22 protein-coding genes are annotated in these 21,351 nt (G+C 51.7%); 13 read left to right on the plus strand and 9 right to left on the minus strand.

The window, feature by feature from the left end:
• Nucleotides 1–66: 66 nt before the first annotated feature.
• Nucleotides 67–1,524: a catalase KatA gene (katA, locus tag AC0YOB_RS31935; RefSeq protein WP_475796214.1), complete on the minus strand. Its 1,458-nt coding sequence runs from the start codon at nucleotides 1,522–1,524 to the stop codon at nucleotides 67–69.
• Nucleotides 1,525–2,591: 1,067 nt separating this feature from the next.
• Entirely contained in the window at nucleotides 2,592–3,845 is a 1,254-nt protein-coding gene (locus AC0YOB_RS31940) for an MFS transporter (RefSeq protein ID WP_475796215.1), read from the minus strand.
• A gap of 684 nt (nucleotides 3,846–4,529) precedes the next feature.
• Here AC0YOB_RS31940 and AC0YOB_RS31945 point away from each other — a divergent pair.
• A complete protein-coding gene (locus tag AC0YOB_RS31945) occupies nucleotides 4,530–5,144 on the plus strand; it encodes a P-loop nucleotide/nucleoside kinase family protein (protein WP_475796216.1) in 615 nt (204 codons plus the stop codon).
• Here AC0YOB_RS31945 and AC0YOB_RS31950 read toward each other — a convergent pair.
• Complete coding sequence (locus AC0YOB_RS31950) at nucleotides 5,125–5,802, minus strand: LrgB family protein (protein WP_475796217.1); 678 nt, start codon at nucleotides 5,800–5,802, stop codon at nucleotides 5,125–5,127. The genes AC0YOB_RS31945 and AC0YOB_RS31950 overlap by 20 nt on opposite strands.
• Nucleotides 5,802–6,176 carry a CidA/LrgA family protein gene (locus tag AC0YOB_RS31955; RefSeq protein ID WP_475796218.1) on the minus strand — a complete coding sequence of 125 codons (375 nt, stop codon included), beginning with the start codon at nucleotides 6,174–6,176 and terminating at the stop codon, nucleotides 5,802–5,804. Before AC0YOB_RS31955 ends, AC0YOB_RS31950 begins: the two co-directional genes overlap by 1 nt.
• Before the next feature lie 111 nt (nucleotides 6,177–6,287).
• Between AC0YOB_RS31955 and AC0YOB_RS31960 the strand changes: the two genes are divergently transcribed.
• The 12 genes from AC0YOB_RS31960 to AC0YOB_RS32015 all read left to right on the plus strand — a co-directional run bounded on the left by AC0YOB_RS31960 (nucleotide 6,288) and on the right by AC0YOB_RS32015 (nucleotide 18,197).
• Entirely contained in the window at nucleotides 6,288–7,199 is a 912-nt protein-coding gene (locus AC0YOB_RS31960; protein ID WP_475796219.1) for a LysR family transcriptional regulator, read from the plus strand.
• 138 nt (nucleotides 7,200–7,337) lie between these two features.
• The gene (gene speD, locus AC0YOB_RS31965; RefSeq protein WP_210044663.1) at nucleotides 7,338–8,174 is read left to right on the plus strand and encodes an adenosylmethionine decarboxylase; all 837 of its coding nucleotides are present in this window, start codon (nucleotides 7,338–7,340) and stop codon (nucleotides 8,172–8,174) included.
• Between the two features lie 4 nt (nucleotides 8,175–8,178).
• Nucleotides 8,179–8,430, plus strand: a complete 252-nt coding sequence (locus AC0YOB_RS31970) for a hypothetical protein (protein WP_475769981.1) — start codon at nucleotides 8,179–8,181, stop codon at nucleotides 8,428–8,430.
• Between the two features lie 423 nt (nucleotides 8,431–8,853).
• On the plus strand, nucleotides 8,854–9,840 hold the full coding sequence (locus AC0YOB_RS31975; RefSeq protein WP_475787836.1) for a bile acid:sodium symporter family protein: 987 nt from the start codon (nucleotides 8,854–8,856) through the stop codon (nucleotides 9,838–9,840).
• 124 nt (nucleotides 9,841–9,964) lie between these two features.
• A complete protein-coding gene (locus AC0YOB_RS31980; protein WP_475796220.1) occupies nucleotides 9,965–10,807 on the plus strand; it encodes a metallophosphoesterase family protein in 843 nt (280 codons plus the stop codon).
• A 13-nt stretch (nucleotides 10,808–10,820) separates the two neighbouring features.
• Nucleotides 10,821–11,450: a glycerol-3-phosphate responsive antiterminator gene (locus AC0YOB_RS31985; RefSeq protein ID WP_475796221.1), complete on the plus strand. Its 630-nt coding sequence runs from the start codon at nucleotides 10,821–10,823 to the stop codon at nucleotides 11,448–11,450.
• Nucleotides 11,451–12,159: 709 nt separating this feature from the next.
• The gene (locus AC0YOB_RS31990) at nucleotides 12,160–13,515 is read left to right on the plus strand and encodes an ABC transporter substrate-binding protein (protein WP_475796222.1); all 1,356 of its coding nucleotides are present in this window, start codon (nucleotides 12,160–12,162) and stop codon (nucleotides 13,513–13,515) included.
• 167 nt (nucleotides 13,516–13,682) lie between these two features.
• Entirely contained in the window at nucleotides 13,683–14,594 is a 912-nt protein-coding gene (locus AC0YOB_RS31995; RefSeq protein ID WP_475796223.1) for an HAD family hydrolase, read from the plus strand.
• Complete coding sequence (locus tag AC0YOB_RS32000; RefSeq protein WP_475796224.1) at nucleotides 14,548–15,618, plus strand: ABC transporter ATP-binding protein; 1,071 nt, start codon at nucleotides 14,548–14,550, stop codon at nucleotides 15,616–15,618. The genes AC0YOB_RS31995 and AC0YOB_RS32000 overlap by 47 nt, the downstream gene beginning before the upstream one ends.
• 1 nt (nucleotide 15,619) lies before the next feature.
• The gene (locus AC0YOB_RS32005) at nucleotides 15,620–16,492 is read left to right on the plus strand and encodes a carbohydrate ABC transporter permease (RefSeq protein WP_475796225.1); all 873 of its coding nucleotides are present in this window, start codon (nucleotides 15,620–15,622) and stop codon (nucleotides 16,490–16,492) included.
• Nucleotides 16,493–16,648: 156 nt separating this feature from the next.
• Nucleotides 16,649–17,431, plus strand: a complete 783-nt coding sequence (locus tag AC0YOB_RS32010; protein WP_475770052.1) for a carbohydrate ABC transporter permease — start codon at nucleotides 16,649–16,651, stop codon at nucleotides 17,429–17,431.
• Between the two features lie 25 nt (nucleotides 17,432–17,456).
• Nucleotides 17,457–18,197 carry a glycerophosphodiester phosphodiesterase gene (locus AC0YOB_RS32015; protein WP_475796226.1) on the plus strand — a complete coding sequence of 247 codons (741 nt, stop codon included), beginning with the start codon at nucleotides 17,457–17,459 and terminating at the stop codon, nucleotides 18,195–18,197.
• A gap of 198 nt (nucleotides 18,198–18,395) precedes the next feature.
• Here the strand turns inward: AC0YOB_RS32015 and AC0YOB_RS32020 are convergent, their stop codons facing one another.
• The 5 genes from AC0YOB_RS32020 to AC0YOB_RS32040 form a co-directional block, all read right to left on the minus strand.
• Nucleotides 18,396–18,677 carry a hypothetical protein gene (locus AC0YOB_RS32020; protein ID WP_475796227.1) on the minus strand — a complete coding sequence of 94 codons (282 nt, stop codon included), beginning with the start codon at nucleotides 18,675–18,677 and terminating at the stop codon, nucleotides 18,396–18,398.
• A gap of 85 nt (nucleotides 18,678–18,762) precedes the next feature.
• Nucleotides 18,763–19,620 (minus strand): Rpn family recombination-promoting nuclease/putative transposase, encoded by an 858-nt coding sequence (locus AC0YOB_RS32025; RefSeq protein ID WP_475796228.1) that lies wholly within the window; start codon nucleotides 19,618–19,620, stop codon nucleotides 18,763–18,765.
• 147 nt (nucleotides 19,621–19,767) lie between these two features.
• On the minus strand, nucleotides 19,768–20,490 hold the full coding sequence (locus AC0YOB_RS32030) for a site-specific integrase (protein WP_475796229.1): 723 nt from the start codon (nucleotides 20,488–20,490) through the stop codon (nucleotides 19,768–19,770).
• A complete protein-coding gene (locus tag AC0YOB_RS32035; RefSeq protein ID WP_475796230.1) occupies nucleotides 20,454–20,987 on the minus strand; it encodes a tyrosine-type recombinase/integrase in 534 nt (177 codons plus the stop codon). Before AC0YOB_RS32035 ends, AC0YOB_RS32030 begins: the two co-directional genes overlap by 37 nt.
• A 112-nt stretch (nucleotides 20,988–21,099) precedes the next feature.
• Nucleotides 21,100–21,351 (minus strand): helix-turn-helix domain-containing protein, encoded by a 252-nt coding sequence (locus AC0YOB_RS32040; RefSeq protein ID WP_475796231.1) that lies wholly within the window; start codon nucleotides 21,349–21,351, stop codon nucleotides 21,100–21,102.

Below are 21,351 nucleotides of genomic sequence, written 5' to 3' on the forward strand. Positions count from 1 at the left end.
ATCACCGTCATACGATGCCACAATGCGCACCGGGAGCTGTGCGCATTGCCAAACAATCATAGCTCCTTACAGCCCTGGAGGAACTTCCAGTCCAAGCCCCTCTGCAACGCGTCTTCCGTATTCCGGATCCGCTTTGTAGAAGTGTCCGATCTGGCGCAGCTTGATCTCGTCTTTCTCAACGGGAGCCATGGCGCCGACGATGTTCTTGATCAGGCGTGCCCGTTCCTCTTCGCTCAGCAGGCGGTACAGGTCTCCCGGCTGCGTATAATGATCATGCTCATTATAAGCGACGCTTGCCGCGAGGCCGGATACGGGGTACGCGGCTTGCTTGCTTTCCGGGGACTCTGCAGGTCCGCCATAGCTGTTGGGCTCATAGTAGACGGAGCCTCCGCCATTGCTGTCAAACCGCATTTGACCGTCACGCTGGTAGTTGTTCACCTCATTGCGCGGCCGGTTGACCGGCAGCGCCTGATGGTTGGCGCCCACACGATAACGATGCGCATCCGCATAAGCGAACAAGCGCCCCTGAAGCATTTTGTCAGGCGAAACATCGATGCCCGGTACGAGCGTGCCCGGCGAGAAGGTAGCCTGCTCCACCTCGGCAAAATAATTATCCGGATTCCGGTCGAGAACCATCCGCCCGACTTCTATGAGCGGATAATCCTTTTGCGACCATACCTTGGTCACGTCGAAGGGGTCGAAGCGGTACGTATCCGCATCTTCAAGCGGCATAATCTGCACGAATAATTTCCATGCCGGGAAATCCCCGTTCTTAATGGCGTTAAACAAATCCCCGGTATGATGATCGGGATTTTCTCCCGCTATTTGGGTGCCGACCTCCTCGGTCAGATTGCGGATGCCCTGCTCCGTCTTGAAATGGTATTTCACCCAAACGGCGTTTCCCTCCTGATTCACCCATTTGAAGGTGTGGCTGGAGAAGCCGTGCATATGACGGTAGGTGGCGGGAATGCCGCGGTCCGACATCAGAATCGTGACCTGGTGCAGCGATTCCGGGGAGAGGGACCAGAAATCCCATACCGCATTCGGATTTTTCAGATGTGTGGCAGGGTGGCGCTTTTGCGTATGGATAAAGTCCGGGAACTTGATGGCGTCGCGAATGAAGAAAACCGGTGTATTATTGCCGACCAGATCATAATTGCCGTCTTCGGTATAAAATTTCAGGGCAAAGCCGCGCGGATCCCGCACGGAATCGGCAGAGCCGTTCTCGCCGGCCACGGTAGAGAACCGGGCGAACATGGGGGTGCGTTTTCCCACCTCGGACAGAAAGCTTGCTTTCGTATATTTCGAAACATCCGCTGTAACCTCGAAATAACCGTGCGCACCTGCGCCTTTGGCATGAACGACCCGCTCCGGAACGCGCTCTCTGTTGAAATGAGCCAGCTTCTCGAGCAGGTGGACATCCTGGATCAGAGTCGGTCCGCGGGAGCCTGCCGTAATGGAGTTCTGATTATCTCCAACCGGAGCGCCCCAGCTTGTGGTAAGCTTATTTTTATCTGTGGTCATCGTTCAATCACCTCTTCTGTTTGATTATGTTTTTAACTATAAATTATATGATAATAATTATCAATATAAAACTAATATTAAATTATAATAAATATAATTAAAGAAATAGAATGGGCCTGTTTAGAACACAAAAAGACTGGAAGCACATCTGAAAATGTGCCGCCCAGTCTTTTTTTAATGTGTAATTGCGTTAACCCTTATGGTGCTTGGTTTACAGGTTGTTCACCTGATTTGGGCCAAGATGGCAATACTCCGTCCTGTTTTTGGAGATATGAGTTTGGACTGTGACGGGGTTTGGGCATTCGGCAAGCGCGCCAGCAGCGGTATCCGGCGCTGAAAACCGGAAAAACCTTGTTGCAGCGCTGATGGGAGCCGCTCGAGGACCAACAGTCAGCTCCAACAAGGAAAAATCGGTTTACAAGCGCCCCGGCACCGGTATCCGGCGCTGTAAACTGGAAAAACCTTGCTGCAGCACTGATGGGGGCCGCTCGAGGCCCAACAGTCATCCCCAACAAGGAAAAACCGGCTTACACGCGCCCCAGCACCGGTATCCGGCGCTGAAAACCGGAAAAACCTTGCTGCAGCACTGATGGGGGCCGCTCGAGGCCCAACAGTCAGCTCCAACAAGGAAAAATCGGTTTACAAGCGCCCCGGCACCGGTATCCGGCGCTGTAAACTGGAAAAACCTTGCTGCAGCACTGATGGGGGCCACTCGAGGCCCAACAGTCATCCCCAACAAGGAAAAACCGGCTTACACGCGCCCCAGCACCGGTATCCGGCGCTGAAAACCGGAAAAACCTTGTTGCAGCGCTGATGGGAGCCGCTCGAGGCCAACAGTCAGCTCCACGAGTATTCATTTTCCTCAAATCTCTTCTTGTCGCCATACTTTCACCATGTTCGCAGACGCTGTAAATAGCGATGATAAGACACATCAGAGAGAACGCAGGGGCGCTGAACTTGAAGCACGGGAACATTGGAGGTTCAAGCAAATCATGAATAGGAATTCTTCATGGAAACAATCATCACGAAATGTAGCTGGAGCACGGCAAGCTTCATGTCTATGCAGCTCAACGCGCTGGCGAACGCCGCCCAGCGCCACTCCTCGAGCCGTTTGGCCGACTCTTCGCCCCGGGGCGAATCGTAATGAGCGTGATGACAGCGGAGGCGAGCGCCGTCGATGCAATAATGGTAAAAAGCAGTACCATCGACCGGTCCATCAGCAGTGCGCTTGCCGGCGGTCCTGCCGCAACCCCGATAAACCGCATGCTGCTGTACAAAGAGGTCACTGTACCTCTTTGTTCCTTTTCTATGCCTTCCGTGATCAGGGCGTCCAGGCTTGGCAGCGCAGCGCCGATTCCGGTCGAGGAGACACCCAGCATAGCGACCATCCACCATGTATGACTCCACTGCAGCCATCCGAGTATATACAGGCTTGCAGCCGCAACAACCAATCCGGTGAAGCACGACCATTTCATCACAACTTTATTCTCGCCGATCCATTTGCCGCTCAGATACGAGGTCAGGCAAAGGCAGGCGAGCGGAACGGCGAGCACCAGCCCTTTGATGATCGAATTCAGCCCCCGGTCCTCCAGGGTTTCCGACAAATAAAACAGGCTGCCGAAGATGACAAACATGCAGATGCCGCCAATCGCGAAGATGCCGTACAGCCATTTGCCCTTCGATCGCAGCAGGGAGCCGGTGGTTTTCAGGAAGGTCCTCAGGCCGGTATCGGCTGTTTCCCGCTCTTTGGAAGGGGATTTGACCAGAAGAAGGACCAGCACGAATGAAAGCATGCTGAATAATGGAATGGCGAAAAAGGGAATATACCATGCCCAAATCGCCAGCGATGCGCCCAGAATAGGGCTAAGCACCTTGCCGAAGGTATTGGAGGTCTCCACCACACCCAGCCCGCTGCTGACATCTTCTTTCTTCTTGAACAGATCTCCGACTAGCGGAATGACAACCGGAAAACATCCCGCAGAGCCGAGTCCCTGGACCAGACGAGCCGCGATGATCAGCCCGTAGGCGTGATTGGCCCACAATGCCGCGAGGCCAGCTCCCACGCCGGCAGCCGAGACCAGAATAAGGCCGGGAAGAATAACCGCTTTGCGGCTGAACCGGTCCGATAAATAGCCTGCCAGCGGAATGAACAGAATGGCCACCGCCGCGTAGACAGTGATGATCAGACTGGCCCGGAATGCACTGATGCCCAAAGCCTTCTGCATAGCGGGAAGAATGGGAATGAGCATGGAGTTGGCCAGTGTCATGGTTAAGGGAATTGAAGCTATCGAGAGCAAATCCCATTTCTTTTTCGCTTCCATGCCGGCTGATTCTCCTTATTTAAAGTTTATCGGTTTAGAGGGAATTAAGGCTTCTGGTCCTTGTATTCGGCGCGCTGATACTCAAACAAGCTTAACCATAATGGTACAGGATTATGCAATACGGGGCGGTGCTCTTACGATAGCTGAATTCAGGCGACGCTATATGCGGCCGGTCCAGAAAGAATACGTTGTCAAATGCTGGGTGACGGCATTATGAAAAACAAAATTAATGAAAGGAGGCCGATGAATATGACCGCATACCAACCGTTTTATACAAATAGGCAAGGAAAGTCCATTCACGGCCCTCTGACGGGATCTGTGAGCATTAAATAAGATTTTGCGCGTATGAACGGTGAAGCTTAGATAATGAAGCTGCTTGTGAAGCTGTGGACCCTGGCAAGACGGTCCGCAGCTTTTTTACGTTAGTCACTTTTATGGGAGCAATGAAGTCTGGCTGGCCGATCAAGTCCTTGCCGGTTGCCGCAGCCGCAAGGGAAATTAGCTCGAATTGCGATATTCAAAGACAAGGTGAAAGGGATGCTTTCCTCCCGGAGCCTTGTCTTTTGCCTCTGCGCGTATTTAAATAGGAGTAGCAATTACGCTTCAATTGGAATCGGAGATCGTGTTTGGAGAGACGATGAAGACAGACAGGATAGACATGAAGACAGGATGGAGGAACAAAATATGCGCAAGCTGGTCTTTTTTATCGGGGGCGCCGGGGCGGGGAAAACAACGGTGGCCAAAGCTTTGGCGGCCAGGCGGCATGCCCCGCTGTTCGATATGGATACGTTGTCGAGGCCGGCGTCCGAGGCGATTATGAAGCTTTCCGGCCTTGATCCGAACGACCGCGATTCCCCTGTTTACAAGACGCTATGCCGCGATCTGGGGTACAGAATCACGATGGACGCCGCGCTGGAGAATGTGGATCTGGGCAGCGACGCTTATGTGATCGGACCCTTCACCAAGGAGACCGAAGATCCGCTGTGGCTGGAGCGGGAGCTTGCCGGCATTGGAGCCGCGCTTCAGGATGTGGAGGTCAAGGTCATCTTCGTTGAGCTGCAGAATGAGGAGCTCTATCGCCAGCGGATCCAGCGCAGAGGCTCCATTCTGGATGCCTGGAAGCTTGCGAACTGGAGCGCGTTCAGCCAGTCTCTTGCTCCCCGCCATACCCGCTGGAGGCTGCCAGCTTCGTCCGTGCTTCATTATGACAACTCCGCATCATTGGATCATGAGAGACTGTCGCTAATTGAGCAGTTCATCTATGGCGGCAATACCGACCTTATTGAAATAAAGCCATGAGCCAGGGAGCTGCGCATAAGGTAATGAAGGCGGTGCAAATCATCGCAATTCCGGCCACCGAGCCGGATACCGCGCCGTACTCCAATGCTTTGCTGATTCCGGCCGAGTGGGCACCGGTACCAAGCAGCAGTCCCCGGGCAATGGGATGCCTTATGCGGAGCCATTTGACAAGCAGCGGCCCCATAATCATTCCCATAAGTCCCGTAATGACCGTAGCGGCAGCCGTAATGGCGGGGACCCCTCCGATCATCGAGGACACCGAGACGGCAATCGGAGTCGTTGCCGAGCGCGGCGCGAGGCTGCTGGCGATCTCATCAGACAGTCCGAATAAATGGGCGAGCCCCTCAGTAGTCACAATCGCAGCAAGAGCGCCGCATCCGACACTGGCGAGGATGACCGCGGCGTTCTTTTTTAATAGATCAACATTCTTGTAGAGGATGACGGCAAGCGCAATCGCAGCAGGCTCCACCATATCGGAGAGAAGGCCCGCGCCTTGATCATAGTCCGCATAGGTGACGCCGCTTAAGCAGATAACCGCGATGACGATAATCGGCGTAATGAGCAGCGGCGTCAGATACGTTTTGTTGAACGTACGGTAGAACCGTTTCGCTGCCCAATAGATGGCAATCGTGCAGCCAAGCCAGAATAAAGCCTCCATCAGCTCATCCCCTCCTTCTTTTGCCTCCCGGATATCCATTGACCGATCAGTCCGCTGAACAGCATAACGGCAATTGTGCTCGCAGCGATCGTAAGCATGATGACGAAGCCGCTGTGCACGATCAGACTTGTATAATTCATAATCCCCACCGTGGCCGGAATGAAGAACAGCAGCATCTCTGCAAGCAGCCACCTGGAGCCCCGTTCAATCCAGTTCAGGCGGACGAGCTTCAGCTTGAGCAGCGCGAGTGTGAGCAGGATGCCCGCAATGCTGCCAGGGACAGGAAGATTCAGCCATTCCACGAGATGATCCGCGATTTGAGCCATTAATATGAAGAACAGGATCTGCAGAATCAGGTTAAATAATGATTTCATGGCCTTCTCTCTCCTTCGTTTGTAATGCTAGTATACGAAGTCACCTTTCATGAGTAAAATGAATATAATGAATTGTTTACATTCCATTCGTCTATGTGAGAAGGGGCTATCATGGAAATTCGCCATTTGCAGGTCGTCGCCGAAATTGTACGCCAGAACAGCTTCACCAGAGCCGCCGAAACGCTTCATCTCACGCAGCCGACCATCAGCAAGACCATCAAGAATTTGGAGAACGAACTGAACGTTGAAGTGTTCGTCCGTGACGGCAAGGCTATTAAGCTGACGGATGCGGGACAGGCCATCATGAATTATACCGGTCCTATTCTCAAGCTGTTCGATCAGCTGCAGTCGGAGCTTCATGATCTGACCTATTTGAACAAGGGGCATATCTCGCTGGGTCTGCCGCCTATGGCAGGGGCGAATTTCTTTCCCTCTGTAATCAAAAGCTTCCAGGAGACTTACCCCGGGATTGCCATCCGGATGGTGGAGGAGGGTTCCGTTAAAGTGGAAGAGAGCGTCGCAAGCGGAGAGCTGGATGTTGGCGTCGTGCTGACCCCGGTCGATGATGAGCTGTTTGAATCCTTCCCCGTCATTGAGGAGGAGCTGAGGGTGATCATGCACCCGTCCAATGCGCTTGCTGGAAAGCAGCTGGTGGAGCTTGCCGAATTGGCTGAGGAGAGGTTTATTCTGTTCAACAGCGATTTTGCCCTGCATAACCGCATCATTGCGGAATGCCGCGCGGTCGGTTATACGCCGCGGATTGAATATGAAAGCACGCAGTGGGATTTCATCGGGGAAATGGTAGCGGCGAATCTGGGTATCGCCATGCTGCCGGATACGATTTGCCGGTTCTTTGATAAGGACAAGATATGCTCGGTTCCGCTTGTCAGTCCCGTCATCCCTTGGCAGCTGGCTATGGTATGGAGGCGGGAAGGCTATTTGTCGCGTGCCGCGCGTGAATGGATTTTATTTACAAAAGATTTATTTGCGGACTCAAGCCTGAAGAGAACGAATCTGAGATAATGCAAGGGACGGCTTGGGATGAGGGGCGGGGTTCATCACTTGGCTTTAGTTATGGATTAATGGGTAATATATTAGAAGAATAAGGGTGCTGCCGGAAGAAGAACGGCTCTGAAACCATCAAAAGAGAGGTATTCCACGATGAAACTGACACCAGAGCAGCTCATCACGCTGCACGGTTTTAACAATCTGACCAAATCCCTGAGCTTCAATATGTACGATGTTTGCTATACCAAGACCAAGGAAGAACGAGAGGCCTACATTGAATATATCGACGAGCAGTACAACTCCGACCGGCTGACGGGGATTCTGCAATCTGTTACCGATATTATTGGCGCGCATGTGCTCAATATCGCCAAGCAGGACTATATTCCGCAAGGGGCCAGCGTCACCTTCCTGATTTCCGAGGGTCCTGTGGAGGAGGCTCCGACCGAATCATTCGAGCAGTCCCCGGGGCCGCTGCCCAAATCCGTGGTGATGCATCTGAATAAAAGCCATATTACGGTCCATACTTACCCCGAATACCATCCGGATGAAGGCATCAGCACCTTCCGCGCGGATGTGGACGTGTCGACCTGCGGCGAGATTTCTCCGCTGAAGGCGCTGAATTATCTCATTCATTCCTTCGACACCGACATCATGACGATCGATTACCGCGTGCGCGGCTTTACCCGCGACATCCACGGCCATAAATTGTTTATAGACCACGATATCAGCTCGATTCAGAATTATATTCCGGATCAAATCAAGAGCATGTATGATATGATTGATGTCAATGTCTATCAGGAGAATATTTTCCATACCAAATGCAAGCTCAAGCAGTTCGATCTCAACAATTATTTGTTTGGCTACACCAAGGACAAGCTGGGCCCGGGGGAAGAGCAGGAGATTACGGAGCAGCTGAAGATGGAGATGGACGAAATTTTCTACGGCAAAAATATGAGCGTTGGTTCCATCGGGCAGGGCTCTAAGGAGTGAAGAATTGAACAACAGCATTCTGGACAAATATTGCATCGTGATGATCGGCTATGCCGTCTCCCGGATCGGCCAGGTCAAGAAAGTAACGGGCCGGACGGTGCATGTGGATTGGGGCAACAAGACGATGATCTATATCAACAAGGATTTCAAATGGATTCCCGTGACCAGGGAAGAGATCGAGACGAAGTACAGGAAGAGCAAGTTCACTCCCGAGTCGCTGAAGCGGGCGGAGGAATTGGGACTGGCTATTCGGTAGCGGGGAGCGGATGGGACTAGAAGCGCGGCGGGATATTTGAGGCAATAACTATCTTTAGCCAGGCTGGTTGTGCAAAGAGTAGATGATGCTTACGTACGGCCATGAGTATGCTGCCGCCTGCAGCGGGTTCATGTTCTTAGCTTTCCGGATCTTTCCGGAGAGCTTTTTTAACTTTATGTCTCGTTCGAATCATTCGCGGCGAGCTGGATAAGGGTCAAAAACAGTTCTGGATGAAGGATACGAACGCTTCTCAGCTAGGGTTTTTGTGAGGGTAGGATTATCCTACTCTCAGCCCATTTTACTGCGGCTGGCCGGGAAATCTTCTATTTTGGATGTAAGTACGGCAGGCATCTGGTAGAATACGAGTATAGAATTCCACCTGCCATGTGGTGCTTGGAGTGAAAAAAAGGGAGTCCTGTGACCATGCTTCAGCAGTTTAACCGCCGCTTAGAGCGTTTCTTGCCGCTGCTTACACCTACCAGTGTCCTGATCGGAGTGCTGCTGGGGAATCATTTGTCGGGTTTTACTTTCCTGTCAACCTGGATCTTCGCCTTCATGACCTTCTCGGGGAGCATCAGCTCCAGCTTCAAGGAATTTATTAAAGTACTGACGCAGCCCGTTCCACTGTTCATTACGCTGCTCATTCTCCATATCATTATGCCGCTGGTCGCCCTGGGAGCGGGGCATCTGTTTTACGCGCAGGACGCGTTTACCATGACTGGCTTCATTCTGGCCATGGCGATCCCGACTGGCATATCGAGCTTTGTGTGGGTCGCCATTTACAAAGGAAATACAGCGCTTACTTTGTCGATTATTCTCATTGATACGATTCTGTCGCCGCTGGTCGTGCCTTATACGCTGTCGCTTCTTGTCGGAACCCAGGTCGAGATGGACACCTATGCCATGATGCGTGGGCTCCTGCTGATGATCGTACTGCCGTCCATGCTGGGAATGCTGCTGAATCAATGGACGGGAGGCGGCATCCGGGATCACTGGGGACCGCGCCTGAGTCCTTTCTCGAAAATCGCGATGGGCGTTGTCGTGGCGATCAACAGCTCGGTCGTATCCCCCTATCTGCGCCACTTCAACGCCAAAATCCTGGGGATCGCCTGCACGACGCTTGTCCTGGCCAGCTTGGGCTACATACTCGGCTGGCTCATTGCCAGGCTGCTGGGCTGGGAGAAGGATCTGGTCATTGCCCTCACCTTCAACGGGGGCATGCGCAATATTAGCGCCGGAGCCGTAATGGCCGTGTCGTATTTTGCCGCACCGGTCGCCCTTCCTGTCGTGCTCGGGATGCTGTTCCAGCAATCGCTCGCTTCGCTATTCGGGTATCTGATCAACCGGCGGTATAATCTGAAGCGTAAACCAGAGTCCGGGGTTGTGGCTGACAGTAATTTCTCGGCATAATCTCTCTTACGCTTTTCATATACCTTTACAAAAACTCCATCCCTATTTAACGGATAATCAATACTTGCTCTATAGCATGAGGGAGTGAGTTACAAATTTGGTTTAAGCCAGGAGGAGAAAAGTAATGAGATTGGTTCTGATGGGCGACTTGCATTATCACGAGATTGATGCAACGATTCCGGGACTGCCGGAGGCTAGGACTGCTTTCTATCACACCTTGCTGGAGAATTTTCTGAATACGGATGCCGATTTGCATATATCGCTCGGAGACCTGACGAATTTTGGATCACCCTCGGAGCTGCAGGAGGTTTATGAGCTGCTGCGTCGTGAGGAACGGACATTCATTCACGTGCTGGGCAATCACGATGTCTACTCGCAGACACGCAATCAGGTGCTGGAGATTACGGGGCAGCAGCGTTATCATGCGATTGACACCGACTCGGCCTTCCTGGTCTTTCTGGATACGGCCAGAGAGATGAACACCGCCGATTGGAGCGGCTGGATCGACGAAGAGCAGCTGCAGTGGCTGGAGGCCATGGTGGAGAAGTCAAGTACGAAGCCGCTGCTCGTCTTCGGCCATCACCCCGTCTATCAGACGACGGCAAGATCGGAGATGGACAAAGGCTCCATTCATCCGAGCATCGACATGTGGCGCATTCTGAACCGGAAAAACGGGGCAGGCGTCTATTTCAACGGCCATACGCATGTGAATTCGATTGTGGCCCAGAACAACTGGACCTTCGTACAGCTTGCGGCCTGTCTGGATCAACCCGGCTTCCGGATCATTGAGCTTGAGGGCGAGAAAATCCGCATCTCCGCTGTGGATATGATGGACGAAGCCATGCTGGAGCATGCTTCTACGATGCACCGGCATATGTCGCATTTTCACCACAATCCCAACGCCCGCGGTCTAGACGCCGACCGACAGTTCGAAATTTCCTTGCCGACAGCGGCGCAGCCCCAATAGTGGAGGTTAGAGGATGAAGAACGACGTAAACCATGCCGCGTTCCTGAAAGGCCTCGCCGCGCACAGAATGATAGCTTCGATCAAGGATCCGAGGCATATTGAGATCGCCCTGTCGCTGCGCGGCCAGTTGAGCGGCATCTTCCTGCTGACCGGCCACATCGGCGTTGTGAAGGGCTACGTGGACGTGTTCAAGGAGCATCAGCTCCCGGTCTTCCTGCATCTGGAGAAGATGGGCGGCCTCAGCACGGACAATTACGGTCTTGATTATTTGGCGAAGGTGATCAAGCCGACCGGCATTATTTCGACAAAAACGAATGTGGTGAAAACCGCGAAAAAAATGGGTCTGATCACCATTCAGCGCTTCTTCCTCGTCGACAGCGAAGGCCTGGACAACATCGCCAAGAGCCTCTGCCAGAGCGAGCCGGACATCATCGAAGTCATGCCTGCCCGCATTCCCGACATGATCGGCAAAGTGAAGGCGTTCACCTCGCTGCCGATCATAACAGGAGGGTTGTTGTACGAGCAGAGTCAGGCGGAGGAGTGCCTCAGGTACGGAGCGACAGCGATCTCCACGTCCAAGCCCGAGCTGTGGAGAGGCGCAGGCCCCTCTTCGGACAAGTCCAAGGACCGGCAGGTTATATAGGCTCCTCCCCCCTCCTGAATAGTAAGCCGGTGATTAACCGGCGGAGCAGGCGGAAATAGTCTGTAGAAGCGTAAGCTGAAAAGCTGCTTCGAAACTTTACCGCCAAGCCCGAGCAGTGAAGAGGCGCGGGCCCCTTGTCTGATAAGTCCAAGGACCCGCAGGTTATTTAGGCCTTTCCCCACTCCCGAATAGAAAGCCGGTGACTAACCGGCGGAGCAGGCGGAAATAGTCTGTAGAAGCGACAGCTGAAAGCTTTCGTAAGAAAGCTGCTTCGGAAGCATCTACTTACGACCTTTGTACCCCGAATTTATCAGATACAGGTGACAAAGCGATTCACGATGTTGATTGTGGATCGCTTTGCACCAAAGGTATCCAAAATAAAAAAAATTCAGGGGTACAACAGCTCCTCGACAAGTGACAAGCGGCTAACTCGCTTGTAACACTTGCGAGTATCGGAAGACGGTTCCGCCTGCGCAGCCTGCTTTTAATCACCGCACCAATCTATGAAAATTCATATAATCTTAGCAATCAGATAACATAGATTTAATAAATATCACGTATCATTCGATATGAAAAGTAAATAGCAATCGGTTGGAGTATTGGAGAAACCTTATCCGCTGGAGGACATGAAATGTCCTCGGCAGGATTAAGGTTTCTTTTTTTGCGCCCCGGTTGTAACTCAAGAAAAGAAAAGGTGGAGGATCAGACAATGGTTAAGAAGCTTACTGCATTGACACTGGCGATTTTCATGACAGGGGTTCTCTCGGCTTGCGGAGCGGGCGGCGCGAACACGAACAACACCGGCACGAACGCAAACACAAGCACAGACAACGCAACAACCGGGGCTGCAGCCGAGCCGGCAGAAGCCGATGCATCCAAGAAGGTTGTCATCAAGTACTGGTACGCGTTCGGTGAGAAGATTGAGGAAGCGAAGCTGCACATGGTCAAGGAATTCAATGAGTCGCAGGACAAAATCGAAGTGGTGGCCGAGCACCAAGGCAACTACGACGATCTTCATGCCAAAGTACAGGCGGCATTCGCAGCCGGAGACGCGCCTGCGGTAACCGACCTCGAGATCGCATCAACCGGCGTATTCGCACGCTCGGGCATGCTGGAAGAGCTCACGACCTATGCAGAGCGCGACAAGGATCAGCTGCAGATTGATGACTTCAATCCCGGCCTGATGGGAAATGCCTATGTGGACGGCAAGCTGTACGGCCTTCCTTTCATGCGCAGCACCCCGATCCTGTACAAAAATGTCACCATGCTCAAGGATGCCGGCCTCGATCCGGCTGGTCCGAAGACATGGGATGAGCTGGAGCAATATTCCCGCGTCCTGAAGGAGAAGGGCAAAGTCGGCATGACCGTGCCCATAGATATCTGGTTCTACGAAGGTCTGGTTGCTCAAAGCGGCGGCCAAATGCTGAGCGAAGACGGCAAATCGGCCGCGTTCAATTCGCCTGAAGGCGTGGCGCCGGTAGAGTTCTGGAAGAAGCTGTCCAGCGAAGGACTGATCAAGATCCCGATGGGCGACGAAGCGGGACCAACCGCGGATAAAGACTGGTCCAACCAGTTGTCGGCCTTCAAATTCGCTTCCACAGCCGGTGTAACCGGAAGCCTGGAAATTGCCAAAGGCAATGGTTTTGAAATGGAAACGTCGTTCATGCCTTCCAACGTAAGCTACGGCGTTCCGACAGGCGGCTGTCAGCTTGTCATTACGTCGAAGAGCAGCGATGAAGAGAAGCAAGCGGCCTGGGAATTCCTCAAATGGATGACGTCGAAGGAAAACACGATTTACCAGCATAAGCATGTCGGTTACCTGCCGACCCGTCTGTCTGCCGTAGAGAGCGATGAGCTGAAGGCGCATTTTGCCGAGTTCCCGCAGTTCAAGGTTGCCGTCGATCAATTGGAGTTTGCAAGACCGCGTCCGATGGAGAATGCGTATCCGGAAGTGGCGAAGATCATCAAGGAAGCCATTGAGAAGGCGATTCTCGATCCGAAGGTGTCTCCGCAGGATTCGCTCAATCAAGCGGCGGAGAAAGCCAACAAGCTGCTTGGCAAATAATATTTTGCACATCCCGCCATGCGGTCCGGCTGCATCATGCACCACCGCTATCCTGCACTTGGAGCTATGAATTCTGAAGTAACTGCTTAAACCATGGAGGAGCTTCCGCTTCATTGGAAGTCGGAAGTCTTCTCCTTCCAATCATAAGAGCTGAGAGGTTACACCCTATGTACAAGGAGAATTGGTTGTCCGCGATCAAAGTTATTATTTTCGATATGGACGGAACGCTCTACCAGGAAGATACCTTCCTCGAGCGGTATATCCGTTATCTGCTGGAGGGAACGGAGCACGAAGGGGAAACCGAAGCGGCCATGAGCATAGGAAGAGCCATTCTGGCAGGAGAGCATGCGATCCAATTCGGCCATTTCTATCATACAGAGGACGATCTCGGATTGGTGCGCGAGGGGGACCGTTTCGTCCAGGGCTTTACCTGGGATGGGGCAGCGATCGATGAACATGCCAGCGCTTATGGACCTTTATCCTCCCAGGCGCCCCATCTGATTCATATTGGCGACCCGTGGGGCATTGCGACGGTTCTCAGCCACAAATACAAGCTTCCCGAGCAGAAATTAAGATCGGCGTTCGATCGTGTCCGCAAGGAGATGGTCCTCACACCCTATCAATTCGAATGCCACAGCGACCTGTTCCGGGCCATTGAAGAGCTTACTGCCGTCGAGAAAAAAAGCCTCATGACCAACACCCACCTCGAGTCCGGCGTCGAGTTCATGAGCTACATGCAGATCCGCCATTTGTTCGAGGATGTGGTGTACGGCGCGAATAAGCCTTTTGGCCTCCAGTCGTACTTCACGTCCCTGCTTGCGCAAGGTTACCAGGCTCATGAAATTCTGTCCATCGGGGATAACCCGTGGAATGATCTGCATCCGGCCAAGAAGCTGGGCGGCAGAACCTGCTTTATTTCCCCTTACCCGAGCAGCGATCCGGAGGTCTGGGATTTGCGGCTTAACCATCTGGAAGAGCTGGAGCAGCTCATGCGTGCGATTCAGGAATCCATCACTAGGAGGAACATATCGGATGGCGAAGATCGAGCTGAAGCATATAAGCAAGAAATTCAAGGATGAGACTATTATTGAGAATTTGAACCTGACAATCAAGGACGGTTCGTTCACCGTTCTCGTCGGACCGTCGGGCTGCGGCAAATCCACGACACTGCGCATGGTAGCCGGGCTTGAGAAGGTGACGAGCGGCGAGATATGGATCGATGACAAATGCGTGAACGATACGGCGCCCGGACTGCGGGATGTTGCGATGGTGTTTCAGAACTATGCCCTGTACCCGACCATGACCGTTCGCGGCAATATCGAATTCGGGCTCAAGAACAGAGGCATTGCCAAGAGCGAGCGCGAGAAGCTGATCACGGATATTTCCGAGATTGTCGGCTTAACACCGCATCTGAACAAGAAGCCGCAGAACCTGTCCGGCGGACAGCGTCAGCGGGTGGCGCTCGCCCGGGCGATGGTGAAGAAGCCGAAGGTATTCATTCTCGACGAGCCGTTGTCCAATCTGGACGCCAAGCTGCGCAACCAGATGAGAACCGAGCTGATCCAGCTTCACAAGCGTCTTGGAACCACCTTCGTCTACGTTACGCATGATCAGGTGGAAGCCATGTCGATGGGCGATGAGATCGTTGTCATGAACAAGGGTGTCATCCAGCAGGCGGACACGCCGATGAAGCTTTATCACGATCCGGCTAACCAGTTCACTGCGGAGTTCATCGGAACGCCGGCCATGAACATGATGAATATGCGGGATGTACAGGGGTTGGATATCCGTTCAGCCGCCACTATCGGCTATGTAGGGTTCCGTCCGGAGCAGGCGCTTATTGGCGTGGGAGCAGAAGTCGAAGGATATGACATTGAAGGCGAGATTCTGACCCGCGAGAGTCTGGGAGCGGAAAATATTTATCAGATCCAGTCGCGGACCGGCGTCTTCTTCGTCAAGACCTTCCTTGCGCCTCTGGAGACGGCCGAGCGCGTGAAGGTGACGATTCCGCATGACCAGCTCTATTATTTCGGGCTGAACGGGGAAAGGCTGCGCGGCGTCGAGGCAAGCTCGAAGCGTCTTGTGGCGGCTGGAGGAAGATGACATGACCGTATGGGAAAAGCTGCGTCCGTACAGCATGGTCGCTCCGGCCATTATCATTTTCTCCCTGTTCTTCATCTATCCGATCTTCTATATGATCTACCTGAGCATGTTCGACTGGAATTTTGTCAGCCCGACCAAGACGTTCGTGGGCTTCCAGAATTTCAAGGACCTGCTGACGGAGCCGGACTTCCGGCAGGTGCTCACCAATACGACCATCTACACCCTGCTCACGGTAACGCTGACGACCGGAATCTCCTTGCTGCTCGCGCTGTGGCTGAACCGCAAAAGCTTCTTCCACGGCTTCGTGCAGGGGGCGATCTTCAGTCCGCATATTATTTCGCTCGTGTCCATCTCGCTGCTGTGGAGCTGGCTGATGGATCCCGAATACGGGCTGCTCAACTGGGTGATCGGGCTCGTGGGCTTCGGAAAGCTGGACTGGCTGTCCCATCCGAGCACCTCGCTCATCTCGCTGGTCATCGTGGCCGTATGGAAAGGGCTTGGCTACAACGCTCTTGTATTCATAGCGGGGCTGCAGAGCATCCCGTCAGATATCTACGAAGCGGCTTCCCTGGACCGTTCCAAGCCTTGGACGACCTTCACGAAGCTGATCCTGCCCATGCTGTCGCCTTCGATCTTCTTCCTGGTAGTCATCAACATGATCGGATCGTTCCAGGTATTCGAGACCATCGCGATCATGACCCAGGGCGGTCCGGTCAACTCCACCAACACCCTGGTGTATTACATCTATGAATACGGCTTCCGGTTCTTCAAGATCGGCTATGCCTCCGCGGCAGGCGTTATCCTGCTGGTCATTGTCGGCGTACTTACGATTATCTACTTCAAACTGCTGTCGAAACGCGTTCATTACCGTTAGGAAGAGGTGAAGCTCTTGAAAGCTGTAGACAATACGATCGGCGGAGCCCCGATTGGGACTGCCACTGCCGGCAGCCAGTTGAGCCATGTCCGTACCCGCAAATCGACGATCAAGAAGGTGATATCCGCCATACTGAGCGTATTCAATATTGCCGGCATGCTGGCGCTGGTGCTGATCTTCGCTTTGCCGTTCATCTGGATGGTCTCCACATCGCTCAAGACGCTGCCGGAGACGATGATTTTCCCGCCGGTGTGGATTCCGACGAGTCCCGTCTGGCAGAATTACGCGGATGCCTGGAACACCGGGCCGTTCCTCAGTTATTTCACAAACAGCATCATCATTGCAGTCGGCATCCTGATCCTGCAGATGCTGACGATTATTCCGGCCGCGTATGCTTTTGCCCGGTACAGGTTCATCGGCTCGGGCTTCCTGTTCGGCATCGTCATGGTGACCCTGATGATTCCCGCCCAGCTGATCTTCCTGCCCGTGTACCTGGAGCTGAGCGCGTTCAAGCTGCTCAATACGCATCTTGGCCTTATCCTGCCATTCGCGTCCAGCGCCTTCGGCATCTTCCTGCTGCGGCAGGCGTTCATGCAGATCTCCGATGAGCTGCTTGAAGCGGCAAGACTGGATCAGGCGGCCGAGTGGAAAATCATCCTGCGCATCATGGTGCCGCTTGTGAAGCCGGTGCTGGTCACCTTCGCCTTGTTCAGCTTCATTGCCCATTGGAACGACTACTTCTGGCCGCTCGTCATGACCACCAACGAAACCGCGAGAACGCTGCCGCTCGGCATCGCCAAGATCCGCGAAGTGGAAGGCGTCGCGACCTGGAATATCCTGATGGCCGGCAACCTGATTCTGGTCGCGCCGATTCTGGTTGTATTCTTCTTATCGCAGCGGCAGATTATCAAGGCGTTCGTGTATAACGGAGTGAAATAATAGAACCGAAGGGATGGATGGAACGATGATTACGATAGTGGCACACCGCGGATGTTCGGGAGATGCGCCCGAGAATACGATGGCGGCGTTCAAGCTGGCTCTGGCCGAGCTGGATATTGCGATTATTGAGCTTGACGTGCACTTGTCCAGAGACGGAGTTCCTGTCGTTATTCACGACCATACGCTGGACCGGACGACGAGCGGGACAGGCATGATCCGCGCTTATACGCTTGCGGAGCTGCGCCAATTCGATGCGGGCAGCAAGTTCGCTCCCGAGTTCGCGGCGGAGCGGATTCCGACGCTTGAGGAAGTGCTGGAGCTTGCGAAAGGGCGCTGCAAGCTGCATGTGGAGCTGAAGATGCTTGGTGATGAATATGAGGGGATAGAGGAGAAGGTTATCTCATTGATTCAGCAGCATGGCATGCAGGAGGAGGTCGTGCTGTCCTCCTTCAATCACGATTCCATGAAGCGGGCGCACGAGATCGATCCCTCCATCACGACTGGATTGATCTTCCTGGGCAAGCCGACACTGCTTGCGGAGCAGCTGCGTCATACGGGGGCGTCGAGCGTGTCGATGCATTATGCTTTTGTGACGCGGGAGCTCGTGGATGAGATGGCCGGGCTAGGGATTGATATGGGCGTGTGGACGGTGGATGAGCCGGAGGTTCTCGAGCGGATTATTAGGGAGTATCCGGGGATGAGGATTACGACGAATTATCCGGAGCGGGTGCTGCGGATTGTGTGGGGGGATAGGGTTAGGGGGTAGAGGGGAAGGTCTAGAGTTATTCATGCAAATCCCACATGTTCCCGCATACGACACATATTGAGAGCGTTTGTTCCTTGATCTATAAGGGTTTTGAGTGAGTAGTTAGGGAAGTTGGGGACGAAATGGGGACGCGAGTGATTTCGCGTCCCTAGTTGTTTGTTAAAATGGATTGGATTAGCTAGTGGTAGGGTATGCAACTTAGTTTGTTAAACGCGTGTTTAAACGCTCAATTTCTTCTTCTGAGAGACCGGAAATATCAGCAATGAAAGTAATATCTGCTCCTCTAGCAAGCAGCTTTTTAGCTACTTCAATCGCTTTTTTGTGTTCCCCAGCCGCTTCTCCTTCTTCTCTAGCACCAGCCAACATGGAAGCTTCATCGTGTAGAAATTTTTGCCGCATTTCATACAAGCGTCGAGTTTCGGCATCTTGGCTTAAAAACTCCAATGTATCCATAGCTTTACGTAACGTGGGCTTACTCATGAGCATATCCACAGTTCGATCTAATCATACTTTTCCAATTAAGAATAGAATATACAGAGGAACCTACTATGCAGCCTAATTTCATTTAATGTATTTTTAAACGCCCAATTTCTTCTTGCGAGAGACCAGAAATATCAGCAACGGCGGCAATGTCTGTTCCCTTAGCCAACAGCTTTTTGGCTACTTCGATCGCTTTTTTGTATTCCCCTTTTGCTTCCCCAACCGCTTCTCCTTCTTCTCTAGCACCAGCCAGCATAGAAGCTTCATCGTGAAGGAATTTTTGCCGCATCTCATACAAGCGCCGGGCTTCAGCATCTTGACTTAAAAACTCCAATGTATCCATAGCTTTACGTAACACGGGCTCATTCATCGTCAGTACCTCCCAGTTTGATTTGCTCACGCCTTTCAAAAACAATAACCAGTTCACCAATCCACCTTGGATAGGAATCATTTGCTCATCCAGTTTTGAAAGCTCAATCATATGGATTTCTATATCGTTACTAAGTGGAATGCCGCTTTGGTCTTCCCTCAAATGGAATACATTATGATAACGATCATTCGGAAGAAAGGAGTAGTTGAGAATATTGATCGTTACGCACTTCTTTAACTGGCGGTATCTCTGACCTTCTTCGAGTTGTCCTGAATACTGTTTACTCCAGTAGAAAAGTGTCCGTTTCTCGATATCATATTGATTAAAGAGCTGCATTTCTATATTGATAAGTTCACCGGTAGTTGTTTTGGCTCGAATGTCGAAAATGGATAGCTTGTCACGCGGCGCATCTTTATCGGTGTACGGATTCATTAGGAAAATTTCTGTCAGTGGCGGTTCACCCGCTTCGATAAAGGTGTTATTCAGGAATGCAAGCAGTACGTCCTTGTTCTCTTCGCTTCCGAATATCCGCTTAAAGACAAAATCATTCTTGGGGTCAAGAAGTTCAGTCAATTTAATCAACTCCAATCCGTACTTATCATTATTATAACATGATTGTTGTTCAGGTTGCATAACAAGCATAGCTTAGATGCGGTAGGGTCAATCGTAGTTTATAGAACGATCAGTTTAGCAATCGGGGATAAATGAAACGAGTATCGTTTAGTTGAGGACTTGAGGCTCATTTCCCTTTTTATTTGTTAAAATCGATTCAAACTTATCGGCAGCGGATTGGTCTGCGGCTCGAAGAGCAAATCCGTAGGTGTTCATTGTCACTTGTATATTCCCATGCCCGAGTCTTTCTGAAATGATTTTGGCATGAACTCCCTGATTGATTAGTAGTGTTGCGCTAGTGTGCCGAAGACTGTGGAATTTAATGTATCTAAGATTGCTTTTCTTGAGAAAGGCACGAAACCAGAGATAAGGTCGTTCCTGATGAAACGCTTTGCCGTCTGGGTGACAAAACATAAAATTGTACGTGCCACCATGCCACCGATCTCCGATTTTATTTCTTTCATCAAGCTTGTGTGAATAATATGCCTTCATTTCTTCTAGCATGGAAGGGGGGAGAGCAACTTTACGTTTTGATGATTTGGTCTTGGGCTCTTTAACATGGGCGATACCCGCAGGAGACATAGAAACGCTTTGTATTACGCTAAGGACGCCCGTTTCCCAGTCAATATGATGCCATTCCAATCCAAGCAACTCGCCGCGGCGAAGCCCGGTAGTCAGGGCAAGGGTAATCATGGTCCGCCAATGGATGGGTTCCTTTTGAAGGGCTTGAAGTAACTGCTTGACCTCATTCTCGTCATACGGGATAATTTCCGTGTGCTTGACGATAGGTTTCTTTATCCTGAGAGAGGGTTTTGTTTGAGCAGCTTCCATTCAACGGCTCTTGAAAAAATGTTCTTCAGTACACGGTGATTGATCTCTATCGTACCAGTAGAGAGGTTCCCTTTTCTAAAGCCTTGTCGTGCGCCATCCTTGGTTAAAGAATCGAGGAAGCTAACAATGTGCATAGTTTTGATCTGATCCAATTTCAAATGCCCGAATGTCGGTAAGATTCTAGTTTTTAGGTTGGATCGGTAAGTATAAAAGGTTTTCTCTGCCAAGTGATTTTGAGCATATTTGGCTTCCCATTCTTGGACAAAGGCTTCGAAAGTCATCTTCTCTGGAGAGATATATTCGCCTGCTTCTACTTCGATTTTAAATTTTACCAACTCGTCGTTAAGAAAATCCTTCAGTCGTTTCGTTGTTTTTAACAGAGCTTGATCTTCAATTTTAATGGATTTGAAACGTTTAATGCGTTTTCCGCTGGAGTCATAGCCAACTTCTACCACTAATCGCCACGAATTGAGTCCGCGTTTTTCTATACTCGCCATTTTATTCCCTCCTGATTCAGAGTTATCAGTGATACATTACAGATTAAGAAGTGTTCATAATTCAGAGAGGCTCGTGAGTGACACGAGCCATTCTGATGTCAATACTTGTGAATTATCGAAGGCTGTTAATTTCTTGTTGCTGGAACCAGGCATCCAACGTTGATCGCCTAAATAAAATTTTTGTGCCTACTCTGAGATGAGGTATTCTTCCATGTCGGACCTCACTATAAAGCTTGTCCTTAGAAATTTTCCCCTGGAAAATACTCTCCCAGGCTTCAGAGAATGTTAGTGTATTATAAGAATGAAGTTGGTTATTTTGAGCAACTGATAAATTTGTAGCACTAAGAACGGTTGATTCGCTCAT

The organism is Paenibacillus sp. JT31N17 (genome assembly GCF_056269255.1).